Here is a 15,729-nt window from a genome sequence, read left to right on the forward strand (position 1 = left end):
CAACTATATCTAGCAATCTAGAAAAAGAAAAATTTAATAGTTTCTATAAATTCTCCTGTGGACCTGTTTATATAGTAGCCCCTAAAAAGGATGCAGCTTTAATAGATAAAATAGATACCGTTCTTTTAAAAAATGAATCCCAATCTAATTTATATAATAAGTACTTCAATAAGTATTTTCAAAAAACCGTTAGAAAGAATGTAATTATAATTTCTCTATTTATACTGCTTTTGATATTTATCAATTATATTTTTATAAAGAAACTAAAAGCTAAAAGAAGATATAACAAAAATAGAAAACAGATATCTGAAGATTTACTTAATCGAAGATATATTACTTTCTATCAGCCGATAATAGATCCTAAACACAACAAAATAGTAGGAATAGAATCTTTACTTAGGAAGGTCGCAGAAGATAAGATATTAACTCCTAACCTTTTTATAAAAGATTTTGAGAAATATAGTATGTTTTTTGAACTTTCTATTTGGTTAGTTAATAATGCAATCCATGACTATAACATAATTAAAACTTTTAAAAGCTTTGAAGAAAAGAAATTCTATATCTCTGTAAATATATCTTTTATAGAAATAGAAAACGAAGAGTTTGTAAAAAGACTTATAGAAATAAGCAAAGAAAAAAGATTTATTAAAAAGACTATATGTCTTGAAATCGTAGAAAAATTCAAAACTACAGATATAGAAAAGATACAAAAGTCTATTTTAAAATTAAAAGAAGCCGGCTATATAATAGCTTTAGATGATTTCGGAGTAGATTATTCAAACCTTAACCTTTTAACTTCAATTGATTCTAATATAGTAAAACTTGATAAATATTTTATGGATGATATAACAGAATCTATTTTAAATCAGAAAATTTTAAATTTTATTTGTGATGTATCTGAGATTTCAGAAAAGTCTATAGTCTGCGAAGGTATTGAAGACTTAGAGCAAAGAAACTTTATTAAAAATATAGATTATAAAAAGATTTTTATCCAAGGTTATTATTATTCAAAACCTCTACCCTTAGACTCTCTTGCTATCTTTGAAATAAAAAACCGACTATAAATCAGTCGGTTTTTTATTTAATCTTGATTTTATTGATATATAGATAACCACTAAAGTACTTATTATACTAACTATAACTCCTAGTTTAAGTCCTTTTGGCACATATATAAGTTCTATTCTATGGTATCCTGGTTCTACTTTTATACCAATAAACGTATCTAGAATCTTCATAGGTTTAACCTTAATATCATCTATTTTTACTTTCCACTCTTCACTAAATGGTATTGTAGATGCTATAAATCTATTTTTTTCAACATTTATTTCTGCTTGAATACAATCTCCAGTATTTCTTATTACTTTCAAATTATTACTTTTAATTTTATCCATCTGATTTTCATAATCATCTATGTTCAACCAATATACACTAAAAATATCCTTATTCATCATTTCATTTTTTAATTCTAAGCGAACATTGAACTTTTCTTTACTTCCGATATTTAAAATATAATTTCCCTCAAGACCTTCAAAGCTATCCAATTCTTTTCCATCAATAATTATTTTAGCCTGATTTACTATATTTTTATTTAAATAAGTAAATATATCTTTTCTTTCTTTCAAATCAAATTCTAATTCAATACTTGCATTTTCATTGATGTTAATTTTTTTATATTTTCCATTTTTCTCTTCTGCATTTTTTTTAGTTATCTTACATGCCTTTATATTTCTAAATGCTAAGACATCGTTTCCTGTAATACCTTTTAAAATATTATTTTGTAATAATATAGGGTTTTCCCTATTTAAATTTACATAAATTAAATCATTATCTGCTGTAAATATTAACGGTAATGCGAATTTATTTTCATATAATTTTAACCCATCTTTTTGTGTTTTATATTCATATATTTTTGTTTCATCTCTTGTTATAATATTTTTTATCCCCAAATATGAATTTGATACAGGCGTATCACCCGAATATACTGTAGCTATTGATTGATTTCGCATCCCTATATATCCAATAAAATCTTTTATATATTTTTCACCTGTTGAACTAAAGTGGCTTATACCGTTTGTTCCAAATAACATTGAATCATTTGGGCTTCTATAGGCTTTTATCCCAGTTCTGTATATGTTACTCTCATCATCCAAAGTACTTTTAATTTGGTTAATTGCAGAAACATAATTTTTATAATTACTTCTTTCAGTATAATTTACTCTTTTCAAACAAATAGTTGCATTAAGTGTTAACTCAAACACTATAACCATCAATAGTGTTTTTCTTATACTATTCTTTTTACTCAATAAAATAATGCTATACAATATAACAAATAAACAACTTAACCATACCTGTCTCCAGTCATTTAAATAGTCATAATTAAATTTATCAACAATTAGAATAATTACCAGTATAAAAATAGCTGAGTTGATGATATTTCTATTAGTATCATTATTTAAATTTATATAACTCTTATATGCAATTATAATTAAAATTGCACTAAATAAAAAAGCATATCTGTAAGTAAACCATGACGGAAATTTAAATCCATGCCAAATTACATTAAAAGTACTTATGTTAAATGATAATATAAAAATACCAATCAAACACATTGATGCGATTTTTTCTTTTTTATTTATTTTATTATTGAAAAAATAAACTATAACTAGTATTAATATTAAAAACCCACAAAATATATTTGGCAATCCATCAACCATCTCTCTAAAGTTGTAAGACCCTATAATATATTTTGAAAATATATCAAATATATCAAAATTTGAATTCAATTTTAAATCTTGTAGATTAAAATTTCCTTTATCATTTTGTAACGACATCGCTGACGGTACTAATATCCAAGCTGATAATCCTACAGCTAATAATGAACTTCCTATAAATTTAAAAATAGATTTAATTTTCCCCTTATTATCTATAAAATTAACAATAACTAACTCATACAAAAAATATATTAATGAAAAAATACATAGCATATACCCTATGTACCAATTAGATATTATAGATATTCCTAAAAAAACTATATACATTACTAACCCTTTATTTTCAACTAACTTTAGTATACCTATCATAATTAGTGGTAAAAATATAACTCCATCTAACCACATTATATTTTGTTGATACACAATATTGTAAGTCATAAGTGCATATGTGGTTGAAAAGATTAAATTATATAATCCTTTTCTTTTAAACTTATATTGCAAATAAAAATTAAATGTAAATCCACATAATCCTACTTTTAATAAAGTTAATAAAAGTACTGCTTCTGTAAAATTCTCCTTTGGAAATATCAAAAAAATTATATTCAAAGGACTAGCTAGATAATAGGCAAACAGCCCTATCATATTTCCTCCTAATGCCTTACTAAAAGTGTAAAAGATGCTTTTCCCCCCTAAAAAAGCATCTTTATATGCCCCAAAATATTGAATATACTGTCCATCTAAATCCTGTGTTAGTAGACTTTTCTCTCCAAAAGGGTAGATACCAATTATATAATAAACAATTACCATTACAGTTACAGGTATACAAAAAGCTAGTAACTTTGTTTTATTTGATTTTACTTTGTCAATAAATTTCACTATTTAAACTCCTTAAGAACTATTAATTTAATTTTTCATATTTCTCATAGAATAAGCACTAACTAAACGTTAGTGCTTATAAATTTTCTCGTTTGATTTTATTATTTTAGAACTTTTTCGTATTCTTTGTTTTCTATATACTCTAAAAGTTTATCTCTCAATCCTTCTTTTTTAAGACCGAATTCTATAGTAGCTTCCATAAATCCCATCTTATCTCCAACATCGTATCTTCTTCCTTCGAAGTTATAAGCATACATAGCTTCTTGAGATATTAAAGTTTCTAGCGCGTCTGTAAGTTGGATCTCTCCACCTTTACCTGGGTCTGTGTTTTCTAATATTTCAAATATCTTTGGAGTTATAATATATCTTCCTAAGATAGCTACGTTACTTGGAGATTCTTCAACAGCAGGTTTTTCAACTAAACCTTTTACTTTGTAAACTCTGTCTTCTATGTGAATTCCATCAACTATTCCGTATTTAGATACTTGATCTTCAGGAACAGTTTGAACTCCTAAAACTGAAGTTTTGTATTCATCATAGCAATCCATAAGTTGTCTTAAACAAGGTTTTTCTGAATCTACTATATCGTCTCCTAAAAGTACTGCAAATGGTTCGTTTCCAACGAAAGTCTTTGCACAATGGATAGCGTGACCTAAACCTTTAGGTTGTTTTTGTCTTATGTAGTGAATATCGACCATATCTGAGATATCTCTAACTATTTCTAAAAGCTCAGTTTTACCTGACTTTTCAAGTTCCATCTCTAATTCGATAGATTTATCGAAGTGGTCCTCTATACATTTTTTGTTTCTTCCTGTAATTATAAGAATTTCTTCAATTCCTGATGCGATAGCTTCTTCAATAATATATTGGATAGTTGGTTTGTCAACTATAGGAAGCATTTCTTTAGGCTGTGCTTTTGTCGCAGGAAGGAATCTAGTTCCAAGTCCAGCTGCTGGTATTATCGCCTTTTTAACTTTCATTTCTATACCCCCTGTGTATTTTAATTAGGTAATAAGTATTATACCATATTTCATACAAAATTACTCATAAATCCATATTTTTTATACAACGTTTACTTAGATTCAACAATAATTTTTATTTTATCTATTTGAAATTTAAACCCCCTTTATATTATCAATTTAATATTTTTTATAAATAAAAGGTATTAATTGTTGATTTGTGTAAAATTGAATGGTATTATTACTGATATATTAAAAATGATTGAAATTTATTTAAAAATTTATAATACAATCGATACGACAGAATTTGAAAGAAGGTTTTAAAAATGAAAAAAAGTACTAAAGATTTTCTAGTAGTTGGCTTTGCACTTTTTGCAATGTTCTTCGGCGCTGGTAACTTAATTTTCCCTCCTTACCTTGGTAATTTAGTGGGAGATCAATATTTAATAGCTATGTTAGGATTTATCCTAACTGGTGTAGGTTTACCTCTACTTGCAATAATCGCTTGTACTAAAGGTGACGGAACTTTTGAAACTATGGCTTCAAAAATCGGACCAAAGTTTGCAATTATATTTGCAACTTTACTTTTTATAGCTATAGGCCCTATGCTTGGAATTCCAAGAACAGCAGCTACAACTTACGAACTTACTATAAGTCCACTTTTCCCAAACGTAGCTCCTTTAACTTGGATGATTATATATTTTGCTATAAATCTAATTTTTGTATTTAGTAAATCAGGAATAATCGATGCTATAGGTAAGTACCTTACTCCAGCATTATTTGTAATACTAGCTTTCCTTATTATAAGAGGAATAATAAGCCCTACTGCAGCTGTAGTTTCTACTGATGCAACTAGCGTTTTTTCAACATCATTCCTTGAAGGCTACCAAACTATGGACGCACTTGCAGCCTTACTTTTTGCAGCTATAGTTAGTGGAAATATTATAAACAAAGGCTACGGAAAAGAAAAGATGTTCCCTATGACTATAAAAGCAAGCTTAGTTGCAGCTATAGGACTAGCTTTTGTATACGGTGGTTTAACTTATATAGGAGCACAATCTGCAGGTGCTATAGGACACGACATCTCAAAAACTGCATTATTACTTCTTATATCAAAGAATCTTTTAGGCACTTTCGGCCCTACGCTAATCGGAATAGCAATGGGACTAGCTTGTCTTACTACTTCTGTTGGACTTTTAACAGCAGGTGCTGCATTCTTTGAAGAATTAAGTAAAGGAAAACTTCCATACAAAATCAACGCTGTAGTTATAGCAATTATAAGCGTATTTATCGGAAGACTTGGAGTAGATAACATAATAGGAATTTCAGGCCCTATACTAAACGTACTTTACCCTGTAGCTATAACTTTAATACTTACTACTCTTTTAGATAAAGTATTAACTAACGTAAAAGCTATAAGACTTGGGGTATATACTTCTTTAGTGTTTGGAATACTTGGAATAATCCCTAGCATAAATTTAAGCTTTATTCCTTTAGCCGGTGTTGGATTCGCTTGGCTTATCCCAACTGTAATAGCGATAATAATAGGAAACATAATTTTCCGTGAAAAATAGAAAAAACTGCGCTTTAGCGTAGTTTTTTTCCTTTTTATGTTATAAAATAGAATTGATTGATTTTTTATGGAGGAATTATGGGAAAAAATATTAAAGCTTTAAATAAGAAAAAAATTGCACTTATAGTAATCGGTATCGTAGTTCTATTATTACTTTCTGGATTTTCATACCTTTATTACCTTTTAAATAAGCCAAACAAAATCGAAATAGACGAAAGTAAATTAAGTATCAACACTTCTTTAGAGCAAAACACTAACTCTGAAGTTACAAATATAGCACTATTTGGAATAGATGCACCTGAAGGGGTTCGTGGAAGGTCTGATGCTATAATGATTCTTTCAATAGACGAAACTAACAAAAAGCTTAAGCTTTCTTCTATTATGAGAGATTCTTACGTTAATATCGAAGGTTACGGAAAAGATAAGATAACTCACGCTTATGCTTTCGGGGGCGCTGAACTCGCTATGAATACTTTAAATCAAAACTTTGATTTAAATATAAGTAGATTTATGACAGTTAATTTCACTACACTTCCTAAGATAATAGATGCACTAGGCGGTATTACAGTAAATATAACTGAAGCTGAGATTAAATATATACCAGGAGTTACTCACTCAGGAACTCAGACTCTAAACGGAGCTGAAGCTTTAGCTTATTCTAGAATCCGTTATGACGGAGGAGATCAAATGAGAACTCAAAGGCAACGTAACGTTTTAGAGGATGTTTTTGATAAACTTGTATCAACTTCACCTACTAAAATCCCTAGCCTTTTAGATACTCTGCTTCCTTTAGTAGATACGAATATTTCACCTACTGAATTTATGTCTTTAGGTACAGATGTTTTAGGTTTCAAAACCACTAAAATTTCTGAAAAAAGATTTCCTTGTGATACTCACAGAAAAGGTGAAATGATTAAAGGAGTTTCTTATCAAACTTTTAATATAAAAGAAGAAACTAAAGAAATTCACGAATTTATATACGAATAATTTCTGTTTCTAAAATGAAATCTATTGTTTTCATTTTAGAAACAAATTCTATTATGAAAACTGTTAAAATATTAAAGGATTTAATTTTTTAGAAATATATTAATCCTTTTAAAATGTTAAAATATTACTTAGAGTAATTTTAAGGAGGACAAATTATGAGAGATTCTAACGTAGATACTTCAAATAAAAGATCTGCAAACAAGAAGCCTAAAAGAAAGATGTCAACTACTAAAAAAGTTTTATTAGGAGTTTTAATAGCACTTATAGCTATTATAGTTGCAGGTGGAGGATATGCTTTCTACCTTTTAAGTAAAACTAATAAGATTGATTTAAATAAAGAAAACTTAGGAATAAATTCTGATTTAAATCAAAAATATGATACAAAAGATTTTATTAATATAGGTTTATTTGGAGTTGATGCTCCTCAAGGCGAGCCTGGGCGTTCTGATGCTGTAATGATCTTAACTATAGATAAAAAGCATAATAAGCTTAAGCTTTCTTCTCTTATGAGAGATAGTTACGTAGACGTTAAAGGTCACGGTAAAACTAAACTTACTCACGCTTACGCTTACGGCGGACCAGAACTTGCTATAAACACTTTAAATACTAACTTTGATTTAAATATAGATAAGTTTGTCACTGTAAACTTTAGTTCAATGCCAAAGATTATAAATGAACTTGGTGGAGTAGATATAAACATAACTAACGGAGATCTTAAATATATTAATGGTTATATAGATAATCTTAATGCTTATAATAAAACTAATTCATCTCATATAAGTAGTACTGGTATGCAAAACTTAGATGGTACTCAAGCTACTGCTTATTCAAGAATTAGATACGACGGTGGAGATCAAATGAGAACTTCAAGACAAAGAACTGTTTTAGAAGCATTATTCTCAAAACTTATAAAAACATCTCCTACTAAGCTTCCTGGACTTTTAAGTGAACTACTACCTTTAGTAGATACTAATATGTCTTCTACAGAGCTTTTAGGGATAGGAACTGATATATTAGGAATGAACGTTAGCACTATGGAACAAAAGATGTTCCCGAATGACGAAAACGGACACGGTGAAATGATTAAAGGAGTTTACTATCAAGTAATCAACAAAGAAGCTGTAACTAATAATATGCACAAATTCATATTTGAAAACTAAAAAAATGCATCTCGAAAGAGATGCATTTTTTATTTTATTTAAGTATTATCATTACTATGTTCTGGTAATGGTTTATTTTCATAAATATAATCTTGAATCTGATTTAAAGTAGCCTTTCTATCAAAGACAAGATACCAAACCTTGTTTATCATCTTTCCTTCACAATAACCATTTAAAGGGAATCTAGCTGACTCTAATCCGTTACTCATTAAAGGAATTACATCAGTAGCAAGTCCTATTAATTCAGAACTTGACATATTAGTCTTTACGTAAGGTAAGAAGCTATCTATAAACCCTGGTATTTCTGTTATGCTTGTATTTTTAACCTTATTAAATATAGCATCTAAGACTGTTCTTTGCCTGTTAGTTCTTTGATAATCTCCACCTGCTGCATGCCTTATACGAGAATATGCAAGTGCCTCTGCTCCATTTAAGTTTTGTTTTCCCGGATGAGTTACTCCTGGAATATGAGGTATTTCTTCTTTTGTGATTTCTATCTCTACTCCACCTAATTTATCAATTATTTCAGGCATAGATGTAAAGTTAACTGCCATAAAATCTTTAATATTAAGTTTATAATTCTCGTTAAGAGTTTTAATAGCTAACTCTGGCCCTCCAAATGCATAAGCATGAGTTAATTTATCATCACCATGCCCTGGAATATTAACATATGAATCTCTCATTATTGATGTTAATTTTAATTTTTTATTTTTTTCATCAATAGTAAGTACCATAACCGCATCTGATCTTCCGACTTTTCCTTGAGGTGCATCTATCCCAAATAAAGCAATATTCTTTATTTTTGACTTTTCTTTGTTATTTTCAATACTCTGATCTATAGATAAATTGTCATTATTTATCTCAACCTTTTCCATTTTATTTAGTTTTGAATTGATATACATATATCCTCCACCTAAAGCAAGAACAAGTATACCTATAATACTTATGATAACAATTTTTAGTTTACGTTTACTACTTTTCATAGAATTTCATCCCTTCTATTTATAACATCCCTCGTATATGCTTATCATACAAGATATATCCTATAGCTCCTCCAATTGTATTTAAAAATATATCTATACTATCAAACGAATTTATCCATACTATTTGTTTAAGATTAACTGCACTTTCACCTATAACAAGCTCTATTGGAAAAAACTAAAGATAAAACTTTTATAACATATACACCAAAACATAATTTAATCAGAGTCCATAATTTATTTTCTATTTTTTTATTTTAAATAAAACGTACTAGTAACCCTATTATTCCAAAATAAAAAAATACTTATTGTGTAAAATTTATTATCATCTGAGATTACTTTTATTATAGAAATTAAATTTCTTAAATATACTATCTAATATTCTCTCACAAGCTTTCCCATCTCCGTAAGGGTTTGCTGAGTGAGCCATTTTTTCGTACTCTTCCTTATTTTCTATAAGCTCTTTTGCTAAGTTGTAGATATTATCTTCTTCTACACCTGCAAGCTTTATAGTTCCTGCTTCTACAGCTTCTGGTCTTTCTGTTTCAGTTCTAAGTACCATTACTGGTTTCCCAAGTGTTGGTGCTTCTTCTTGAATTCCACCTGAATCTGTCATTATTAAGTATACTCTTTCCATAAGGTTTGCAAATTCTACGTACTCTAAAGGCTCTATTAAATGAACTCTTCCTTTATATTCATCGAAATATCTATGAGCTAATTCTCTTATTGAAGGATTTTTGTGCATTGGGAAAATTACTTCAACATCTTCGTTATCTTTAACTAATCTTATCATAGCTTTAAAGATGTTTTCCATAGGCTCTCCCCAGTTTTCTCTTCTATGTGTTGTTAAAAGAATTACTTTTTTGTTCTTGTAGTTTATATCGTTTAATTCTTCTTGCTCGAATTTTAAATCTTCATCTATAACACTTAAAAGAGCATCTATAACTGTGTTACCAGTTATTATTATCTTTTCTTCATCTACTCCCTCTCTAAGAAGATTAGCTTTATTAGTATTAGTTGGTGCAAAGTGCATTTCTGTTATTGCTCCTGTTAATTTTCTATTAGCTTCTTCTGGGAATGGTGAATATATATCATATGTTCTAAGTCCTGCTTCAACGTGTCCTACTGGAACCTTGTTATAAAATGCAGCAAGTGCTCCGTTTAAGGTAGTTGAAGTGTCTCCGTGAACTAATACTATATCCGGTTTGCATTCCTTTATAGTTTCGTCCACTCCTCTTAAAACTTTAGTTGAGATATCTATTATAGTCTGTCCGTGCGCCATTATATCTAAATCAAAATCTGGCTTTACTTTAAAAATATCTAAAACTGCATCTAACATTTCTCTATGTTGCGCTGTAACACATACTATTGACTGAAATCTTTCATCCTTTTCTAAAGCTTTAACTAAAGGACACATTTTTATCCCCTCAGGTCTTGTACCAAATACTGATAAAACTACTACATTTCTCATAAACTTCTCCTTATTTTAATATTGTTAACTGTCTTTAAAACATACTTAAACTCTTTTGACTTTCTATATATAATAACTATTATTAAATTTGGTATTATCAAACATAAAATTAATTTTAAAATAAACACAATTAAAATATTACCTTCAATATTTTGTGTTGCCATCCATGTAACAATACCTATTATTATTGTTACAATCACTGATTTTATATATGTTAGAAAATATCCTTTAGAACTTTTATTAAAACCATATTTATATAGAATATATGGTTCTACCCAAAAACATGTTGTTAACGTACTAATAATAGTGCCAATAAATACTCCAATAATACCAAATTTTTGTGCTAAAATTATTGATAATATTAAATTAATTACAGCCTCGAAAATCGCTTTATATCTATCATACCAATATAATCCTATAGCATCTCTAAATGTCAAGACTGACTTTCTCATTCCCGTTATAAAAAAACTTATTATTAATACTAGTACTATGTTGTTATTAAACAAATATTTACTTCCAATCCATAATTCTATAAATGGATTAATCATTATATATAATGTAATAGATACAAAAGTAAATATCCATGTTCCTAAAAAATTTATTACATTGAATATTTCTTCTACTTTCTCATCAGTTTCTAACGAATTTAAATTTCCAACACTTGCAGTTAATGCGTCAAATATGACACCTGTTATTATATTAAGTGCATTTATAATTAATAAATAGTTAGAATATAGCCCAACATAGGCTATCCCAACAAACTTTGAAATTATAATATTATCAGTTGAACCTACTACAATCCCACCAACCTTATGCATCATCATAGCTTTAACATTTTTAATGATAACATTTTTTGTTTTATTATCAATTTTTGTGTAATTTTTATCGTTAATAAATGGAAAAAGCTTATCTGTTGCTCTAGCAACAAATAAATTCTCTAAAAATGTACTAATTATCTGTAAAATCAGAAATAGTATATAATTTCTTGTGAATATCAAAATAATCGCTTGAAAAATATTCAACATTATAAAAAATGTATATCTATAAATTGTAGCTATATACTTTTTTTGATCAGCTATCAATAATGATCTTTTATATGAATAAAAGTAACTTATAGCTGAATTTAGTACAAATAATATATATATCAAGTGTATATCTTTTATATCATTTACACCCTTTGTAAAATAACCTATAAATGGTGTTATAGAAATCCCTAATATTCCTATTACTGTTCCTATTACTATATATACCTTTTTGTATAACATCATTAACGATTTAACTTTTTCATTATTATTTTTAGCTAAAGGATCGTATAAACTAAATATTATTGCCGGCCCAACTCCTAGTTCTGCTAATGATAATACATTTATTATATTCATAAATAATCCATTAATACCCAAGTATTGTTCATTTAAGTACTTTAAAAATATTATTCTTGCAAAAAAACTAATTAATATCGCCATTGCTTGCCCTACTAGTCCATAACTAATATTCTTTATTGAATTTTTAGTTCTCATATCGCGCTCTCCATGTTTTTAATTTCTATTTCTCTCTTTTGAAATATTGCAAACGAAAATACAACAACAAAAAAGTATATGCTAACTTGTGGTATTAGTATGTAATCACCTGAATACATAAGTATTAAAAATGTTAAAATATAGACATATTCTTTTTTTATTAAATTTTTGTTTATTGGTATAAAAGTTATATAGAACAAAAAATATGCTATAATCATAACAAAAATACCTATTATACCAACTTGGGATATTATTAAATTAAATGAATTCTCAAATATAAAATCTCTTCCAGTATTTAATCCACCACCAAAAAATGTATGTGTCCATGAATTATGAAATAACATTCTTTTAACAAATTCATTTTTCTCTTCTCTACCATTAAGATTATGGAGAGTATCTATCCTAAACATCTTTAAAATTGAATTAATAAATTTATCAATATTGAGCATAGATACTATTAAAATTACAGTACCTAAAATATATTTAGATATATTCTTTATACTTAAAGTTATATCTGAATTCTTAGAAATTATTTTTTCACAAACTTTACTTAATAAAATATAAAATAATATCAATATCATTCCTTGTCTTGAATTAGTTAGCACTATATTTGATATTATCAATACTTTATATACAATGATCTTTTTTGAATTCTTGTTTTCTCTATATTGAAATAAATCAATTACAGGGTAAACAACAACTAAAAACACTGAATATACATTAGGATCATTCATTAATGACATAACCCTATTATATATAGATAGCGAAACAAAATCACTTTTAGGTCTCAAAATATTATACATTCCACTTGGTCTTATTTTTAATATTATATCTGGAAATATAAATTGAATGATACCTAGTATACACATAATAACCACACTCAAAATTATAGATGATATAACCTTAAGTACTCCTAGCTTTCCAAACTTACTATATATATTAGTGAATGATAGCCCTATTATAAATGGCTCAATATATATTCTTAATGCTGATAATCCATCACTCAAATTATTACTTTTAATATTAAGAATTAAAAATAAAATGAAAAATAAAATTATTATCATCTGTTTAAATACTACCTTATTAATAGTATTGAAACTTGTACATATATTCATAATAATTAAAAATGATAATAAAAGAAACTCTATAGCATTTCCTAAATAGAAATTAAACTCTTTTATATAAGGTAAAAACGGAAATAAAAATAATGTTGTGCATGTTATTTTTAATAGCAATTTATTCATATTTACCTTCTATAATAAAACCATATTCTTTATAATAATTTTCACACATTATATCTTTTGTAAATCTCTTATTATATTTTCTAATTGAATTTTTACCTATTTCCTCAATATCATATTTTCCATTTATTATATCTTTTAAAAAGGAATCCCACTTATTATTATATATTATCCATCCATCATTTTCTGTATCTATGATTTCTGATACCCCACCAACATTACTTATGGCTACAGGAACACCTATAGACATTGACTCTAACATGACTAATGGAACCCCTTCATATCTTGATGGCATAATTAATATATCAAATTCTCTTATTTTTTCTAAAGGCAATTTGGTATACCCATGAAACTCTATATTCCTATTTAATTTTGCGTCGTTTACTAATACTTTCAAGGTTTCTAATTCTGGTCCATCACCATAAATATCTAGCTTTATTTTTTTCAAGTACGTATCATTTAGATTATTTAAGTTTTTTATTAATATATCCAATCCCTTTTGCCTGGTTATTCTTCCAACAAATCCAAGGTTTACTACATTAGATTTTTTACTTTCTTTTTTTATACTAGCATTGCTTTCTATCCCATTGTATATAATTTTTGCATTTCTTATATTACCTACATATTTAAACAAATAATCCTCCAATAACTTATTAGATGTGACTATCCATTCATCAACGCCATTCTTATAAAGTTTTTTCTCAACGTATGTTTTTTTTCTCCCGCCCAACTCTTCCATATGCTGAGTCCTGATGTGCTTAATATTTCTAAAAATTTTTTTTATTAAACATATAGAAATACATTCTCTTCTTGCATGAGTATGTATTATATTTGGTTTTACATAATTTATAACCTTTATATATGCAATTATTTTTTTAATAATTGCATCACTAGAACTAAAATCCAACAATATAATATTTTTATTATCATTTAAGTTATAATAGTCAGTAAACTTATAATAGTAATCTTTATTTATTGCAATATATGATTGACTATTTAATCTTAAATTATTTTGATGTATATAATATGCAATTTTTTCGACTCCACCTAATCCAACAGAGTCTAAAAGTTGTAGTGTAATCATAATATTTATCCTTCCTAAATAATATTTTTATAATATTCATTATTCATAAATTGATCAACATAATTCTTATATTTTTCTTCCCAACATACTTTTGCATTCTCTGAACAAACTATAATATTCTCTTTTAAATCTTTTGAATTCAATAGTTCTTCTAAATCTTTTTCATCTTCACCTATTACAAATCCTACTTCATTTTCCAAAACATTATTGCCAACCAACGTGTTTTTTGTTGTTATAATTGCTTTTCCTAGCATTAGGGCCTCATAATATTTGTTAGGTGCAGCATATTTGTGATTTTTTACATTTGTACAATACATAGCAAAAATAACATCTGACTTTTTCATTATTTCTAAACTTTTTTCATGAACAACTTTTCCAAAATAATTTATATTTTCATTTTTTTCAGAATAATTTACTATCAACTCCTCCAATGCCCCAAATCCAGCAATATTTAGAGTTATATTTTTATTTTTTGAGACAACACTCAAAAGAACTTCTATATTTCTATTTCTATCAAAAATTCCAACATATGATATTGTTATGCTATTCGTATTCACAATTAAGTTTTCATCAAATTCATTCAACCTTATTTCTGGAGGTATATTGGGAAGTATAATTATATTGTCATGGTTAATTTCTATTTGTTCTTTCCTCTTTTCATCGCATAGTATAATAGTATCTGAATGCTTAGCTGTAAATTTTTGTAAATGGAAGATAATTTTTTTAATTGGATTTCTATCATTATCAATCCAATCAAATACATCAAAAACAATCTTTTTATTATATAATTTCATGAAAATAGATGGTATTGCAGTATCAAAATCACATGCATGTATAGTATTATATTTATCTTTGTATTTGATTAATGTTTTTATTATGAATATAGTCCATTTAATCCTCTTAAATAAATTCTTTATTCCCCCTCCATATTCTGCTGGCAGATTAAAATATTCGGTATTTTTTTTATATACTTTTTCAACAGATCTATTCCACCCTATTAATTTATACTTTATATTCTTTTTTTCATAGAAGTCTACATACTTCTGAACTCTTGGATCTATATTTAAATCTATACATCTTAATAAAATAACCATTGTCTTTCCTCCATAACATTAAAAAATTTAATAAAAACCTAACTTCATCTCTCTTTCTTATAATACATAAATCTGC

Annotated in this window: 12 protein-coding genes; 4 read left to right on the forward strand and 8 right to left on the reverse strand. The window is 27.1% G+C overall.

Annotation, left to right across the window (positions count from 1 at the left end; translation table 11 throughout):
- Positions 1–5 precede the first annotated feature (5 nt).
- Positions 6–1,064 carry an EAL domain-containing protein gene (locus tag M4I33_RS02300; RefSeq protein WP_374707687.1) on the forward strand — a complete coding sequence of 353 codons (1,059 nt, stop codon included), beginning with the start codon at positions 6–8 and terminating at the stop codon, positions 1,062–1,064.
- Here the strand turns inward: M4I33_RS02300 and M4I33_RS02305 are convergent.
- Together M4I33_RS02305 and galU are read right to left on the reverse strand one after the other, a co-directional pair.
- The gene (locus M4I33_RS02305; protein WP_257915259.1) at positions 1,059–3,587 is read right to left on the reverse strand and encodes a YfhO family protein; all 2,529 of its coding nucleotides are present in this window, start codon (positions 3,585–3,587) and stop codon (positions 1,059–1,061) included. The genes M4I33_RS02300 and M4I33_RS02305 overlap by 6 nt on opposite strands.
- Before the next feature lie 101 nt (positions 3,588–3,688).
- Positions 3,689–4,567, reverse strand: coding sequence for a UTP--glucose-1-phosphate uridylyltransferase GalU (galU, locus tag M4I33_RS02310; protein WP_257915260.1), 879 nt, complete (start codon positions 4,565–4,567; stop codon positions 3,689–3,691).
- A gap of 305 nt (positions 4,568–4,872) precedes the next feature.
- On the opposite strand from galU, the gene brnQ reads away from it, so the two are divergent.
- From brnQ to M4I33_RS02325, 3 genes are all read left to right on the forward strand, one after another.
- The gene (gene brnQ, locus M4I33_RS02315) at positions 4,873–6,120 is read left to right on the forward strand and encodes a branched-chain amino acid transport system II carrier protein (protein ID WP_257915261.1); all 1,248 of its coding nucleotides are present in this window, start codon (positions 4,873–4,875) and stop codon (positions 6,118–6,120) included.
- Between the two features lie 77 nt (positions 6,121–6,197).
- Complete coding sequence (locus tag M4I33_RS02320) at positions 6,198–7,106, forward strand: LCP family protein (protein ID WP_257915262.1); 909 nt, start codon at positions 6,198–6,200, stop codon at positions 7,104–7,106.
- Between the two features lie 155 nt (positions 7,107–7,261).
- Positions 7,262–8,266 carry an LCP family protein gene (locus tag M4I33_RS02325; RefSeq protein ID WP_257915263.1) on the forward strand — a complete coding sequence of 335 codons (1,005 nt, stop codon included), beginning with the start codon at positions 7,262–7,264 and terminating at the stop codon, positions 8,264–8,266.
- 38 nt (positions 8,267–8,304) lie between these two features.
- Here M4I33_RS02325 and M4I33_RS02330 read toward each other — a convergent pair whose 3' ends face one another.
- The 6 genes from M4I33_RS02330 to M4I33_RS02355 all read right to left on the reverse strand — a co-directional run bounded on the left by M4I33_RS02330 (position 8,305) and on the right by M4I33_RS02355 (position 15,653).
- Positions 8,305–9,249 carry an LCP family protein gene (locus M4I33_RS02330; protein WP_257915264.1) on the reverse strand — a complete coding sequence of 315 codons (945 nt, stop codon included), beginning with the start codon at positions 9,247–9,249 and terminating at the stop codon, positions 8,305–8,307.
- A gap of 322 nt (positions 9,250–9,571) precedes the next feature.
- Positions 9,572–10,717, reverse strand: coding sequence for a non-hydrolyzing UDP-N-acetylglucosamine 2-epimerase (gene wecB, locus M4I33_RS02335; protein ID WP_257915265.1), 1,146 nt, complete (start codon positions 10,715–10,717; stop codon positions 9,572–9,574).
- Entirely contained in the window at positions 10,714–12,234 is a 1,521-nt protein-coding gene (locus tag M4I33_RS02340; RefSeq protein WP_257915266.1) for a lipopolysaccharide biosynthesis protein, read from the reverse strand. The genes wecB and M4I33_RS02340 overlap by 4 nt, the downstream gene beginning before the upstream one ends.
- Positions 12,231–13,478, reverse strand: coding sequence for a hypothetical protein (locus M4I33_RS02345; RefSeq protein ID WP_257915267.1), 1,248 nt, complete (start codon positions 13,476–13,478; stop codon positions 12,231–12,233). The genes M4I33_RS02340 and M4I33_RS02345 overlap by 4 nt, the downstream gene beginning before the upstream one ends.
- Positions 13,471–14,559: a glycosyltransferase family 4 protein gene (locus M4I33_RS02350; RefSeq protein WP_257915268.1), complete on the reverse strand. Its 1,089-nt coding sequence runs from the start codon at positions 14,557–14,559 to the stop codon at positions 13,471–13,473. Before M4I33_RS02350 ends, M4I33_RS02345 begins: the two co-directional genes overlap by 8 nt.
- Positions 14,560–14,573: 14 nt before the next feature.
- Positions 14,574–15,653: a glycosyltransferase gene (locus M4I33_RS02355; RefSeq protein ID WP_257915269.1), complete on the reverse strand. Its 1,080-nt coding sequence runs from the start codon at positions 15,651–15,653 to the stop codon at positions 14,574–14,576.
- Between the last annotated feature and the right edge of the window lie 76 nt (positions 15,654–15,729).

The sequence above is a fragment of the Clostridium sp. LY3-2 genome, from assembly GCF_024705715.1.
Classification (GTDB): Bacteria; Bacillota; Clostridia; order Clostridiales; family Clostridiaceae; genus Clostridium.

Bases quoted from the DNA above. Each gene is read 5' to 3' on its own strand.
- galU (WP_257915260.1), bottom strand. From the start codon at position 4,567: ATGAAAGTTAAAAAGGCGATAATACCAGCAGCTGGACTTGGAACTAGA.
- brnQ (WP_257915261.1), top strand. From the start codon at position 4,873: ATGAAAAAAAGTACTAAAGATTTTCTAGTAGTTGGCTTTGCACTTTTT.
- M4I33_RS02320 (WP_257915262.1), top strand. From the start codon at position 6,198: ATGGGAAAAAATATTAAAGCTTTAAATAAGAAAAAAATTGCACTTATA.
- M4I33_RS02325 (WP_257915263.1), top strand. From the start codon at position 7,262: ATGAGAGATTCTAACGTAGATACTTCAAATAAAAGATCTGCAAACAAG.
- M4I33_RS02330 (WP_257915264.1), bottom strand. From the start codon at position 9,249: ATGAAAAGTAGTAAACGTAAACTAAAAATTGTTATCATAAGTATTATA.
- wecB (WP_257915265.1), bottom strand. From the start codon at position 10,717: ATGAGAAATGTAGTAGTTTTATCAGTATTTGGTACAAGACCTGAGGGG.
- M4I33_RS02340 (WP_257915266.1), bottom strand. From the start codon at position 12,234: ATGAGAACTAAAAATTCAATAAAGAATATTAGTTATGGACTAGTAGGG.
- M4I33_RS02345 (WP_257915267.1), bottom strand. From the start codon at position 13,478: ATGAATAAATTGCTATTAAAAATAACATGCACAACATTATTTTTATTT.
- M4I33_RS02350 (WP_257915268.1), bottom strand. From the start codon at position 14,559: ATGATTACACTACAACTTTTAGACTCTGTTGGATTAGGTGGAGTCGAA.
- M4I33_RS02355 (WP_257915269.1), bottom strand. From the start codon at position 15,653: ATGGTTATTTTATTAAGATGTATAGATTTAAATATAGATCCAAGAGTT.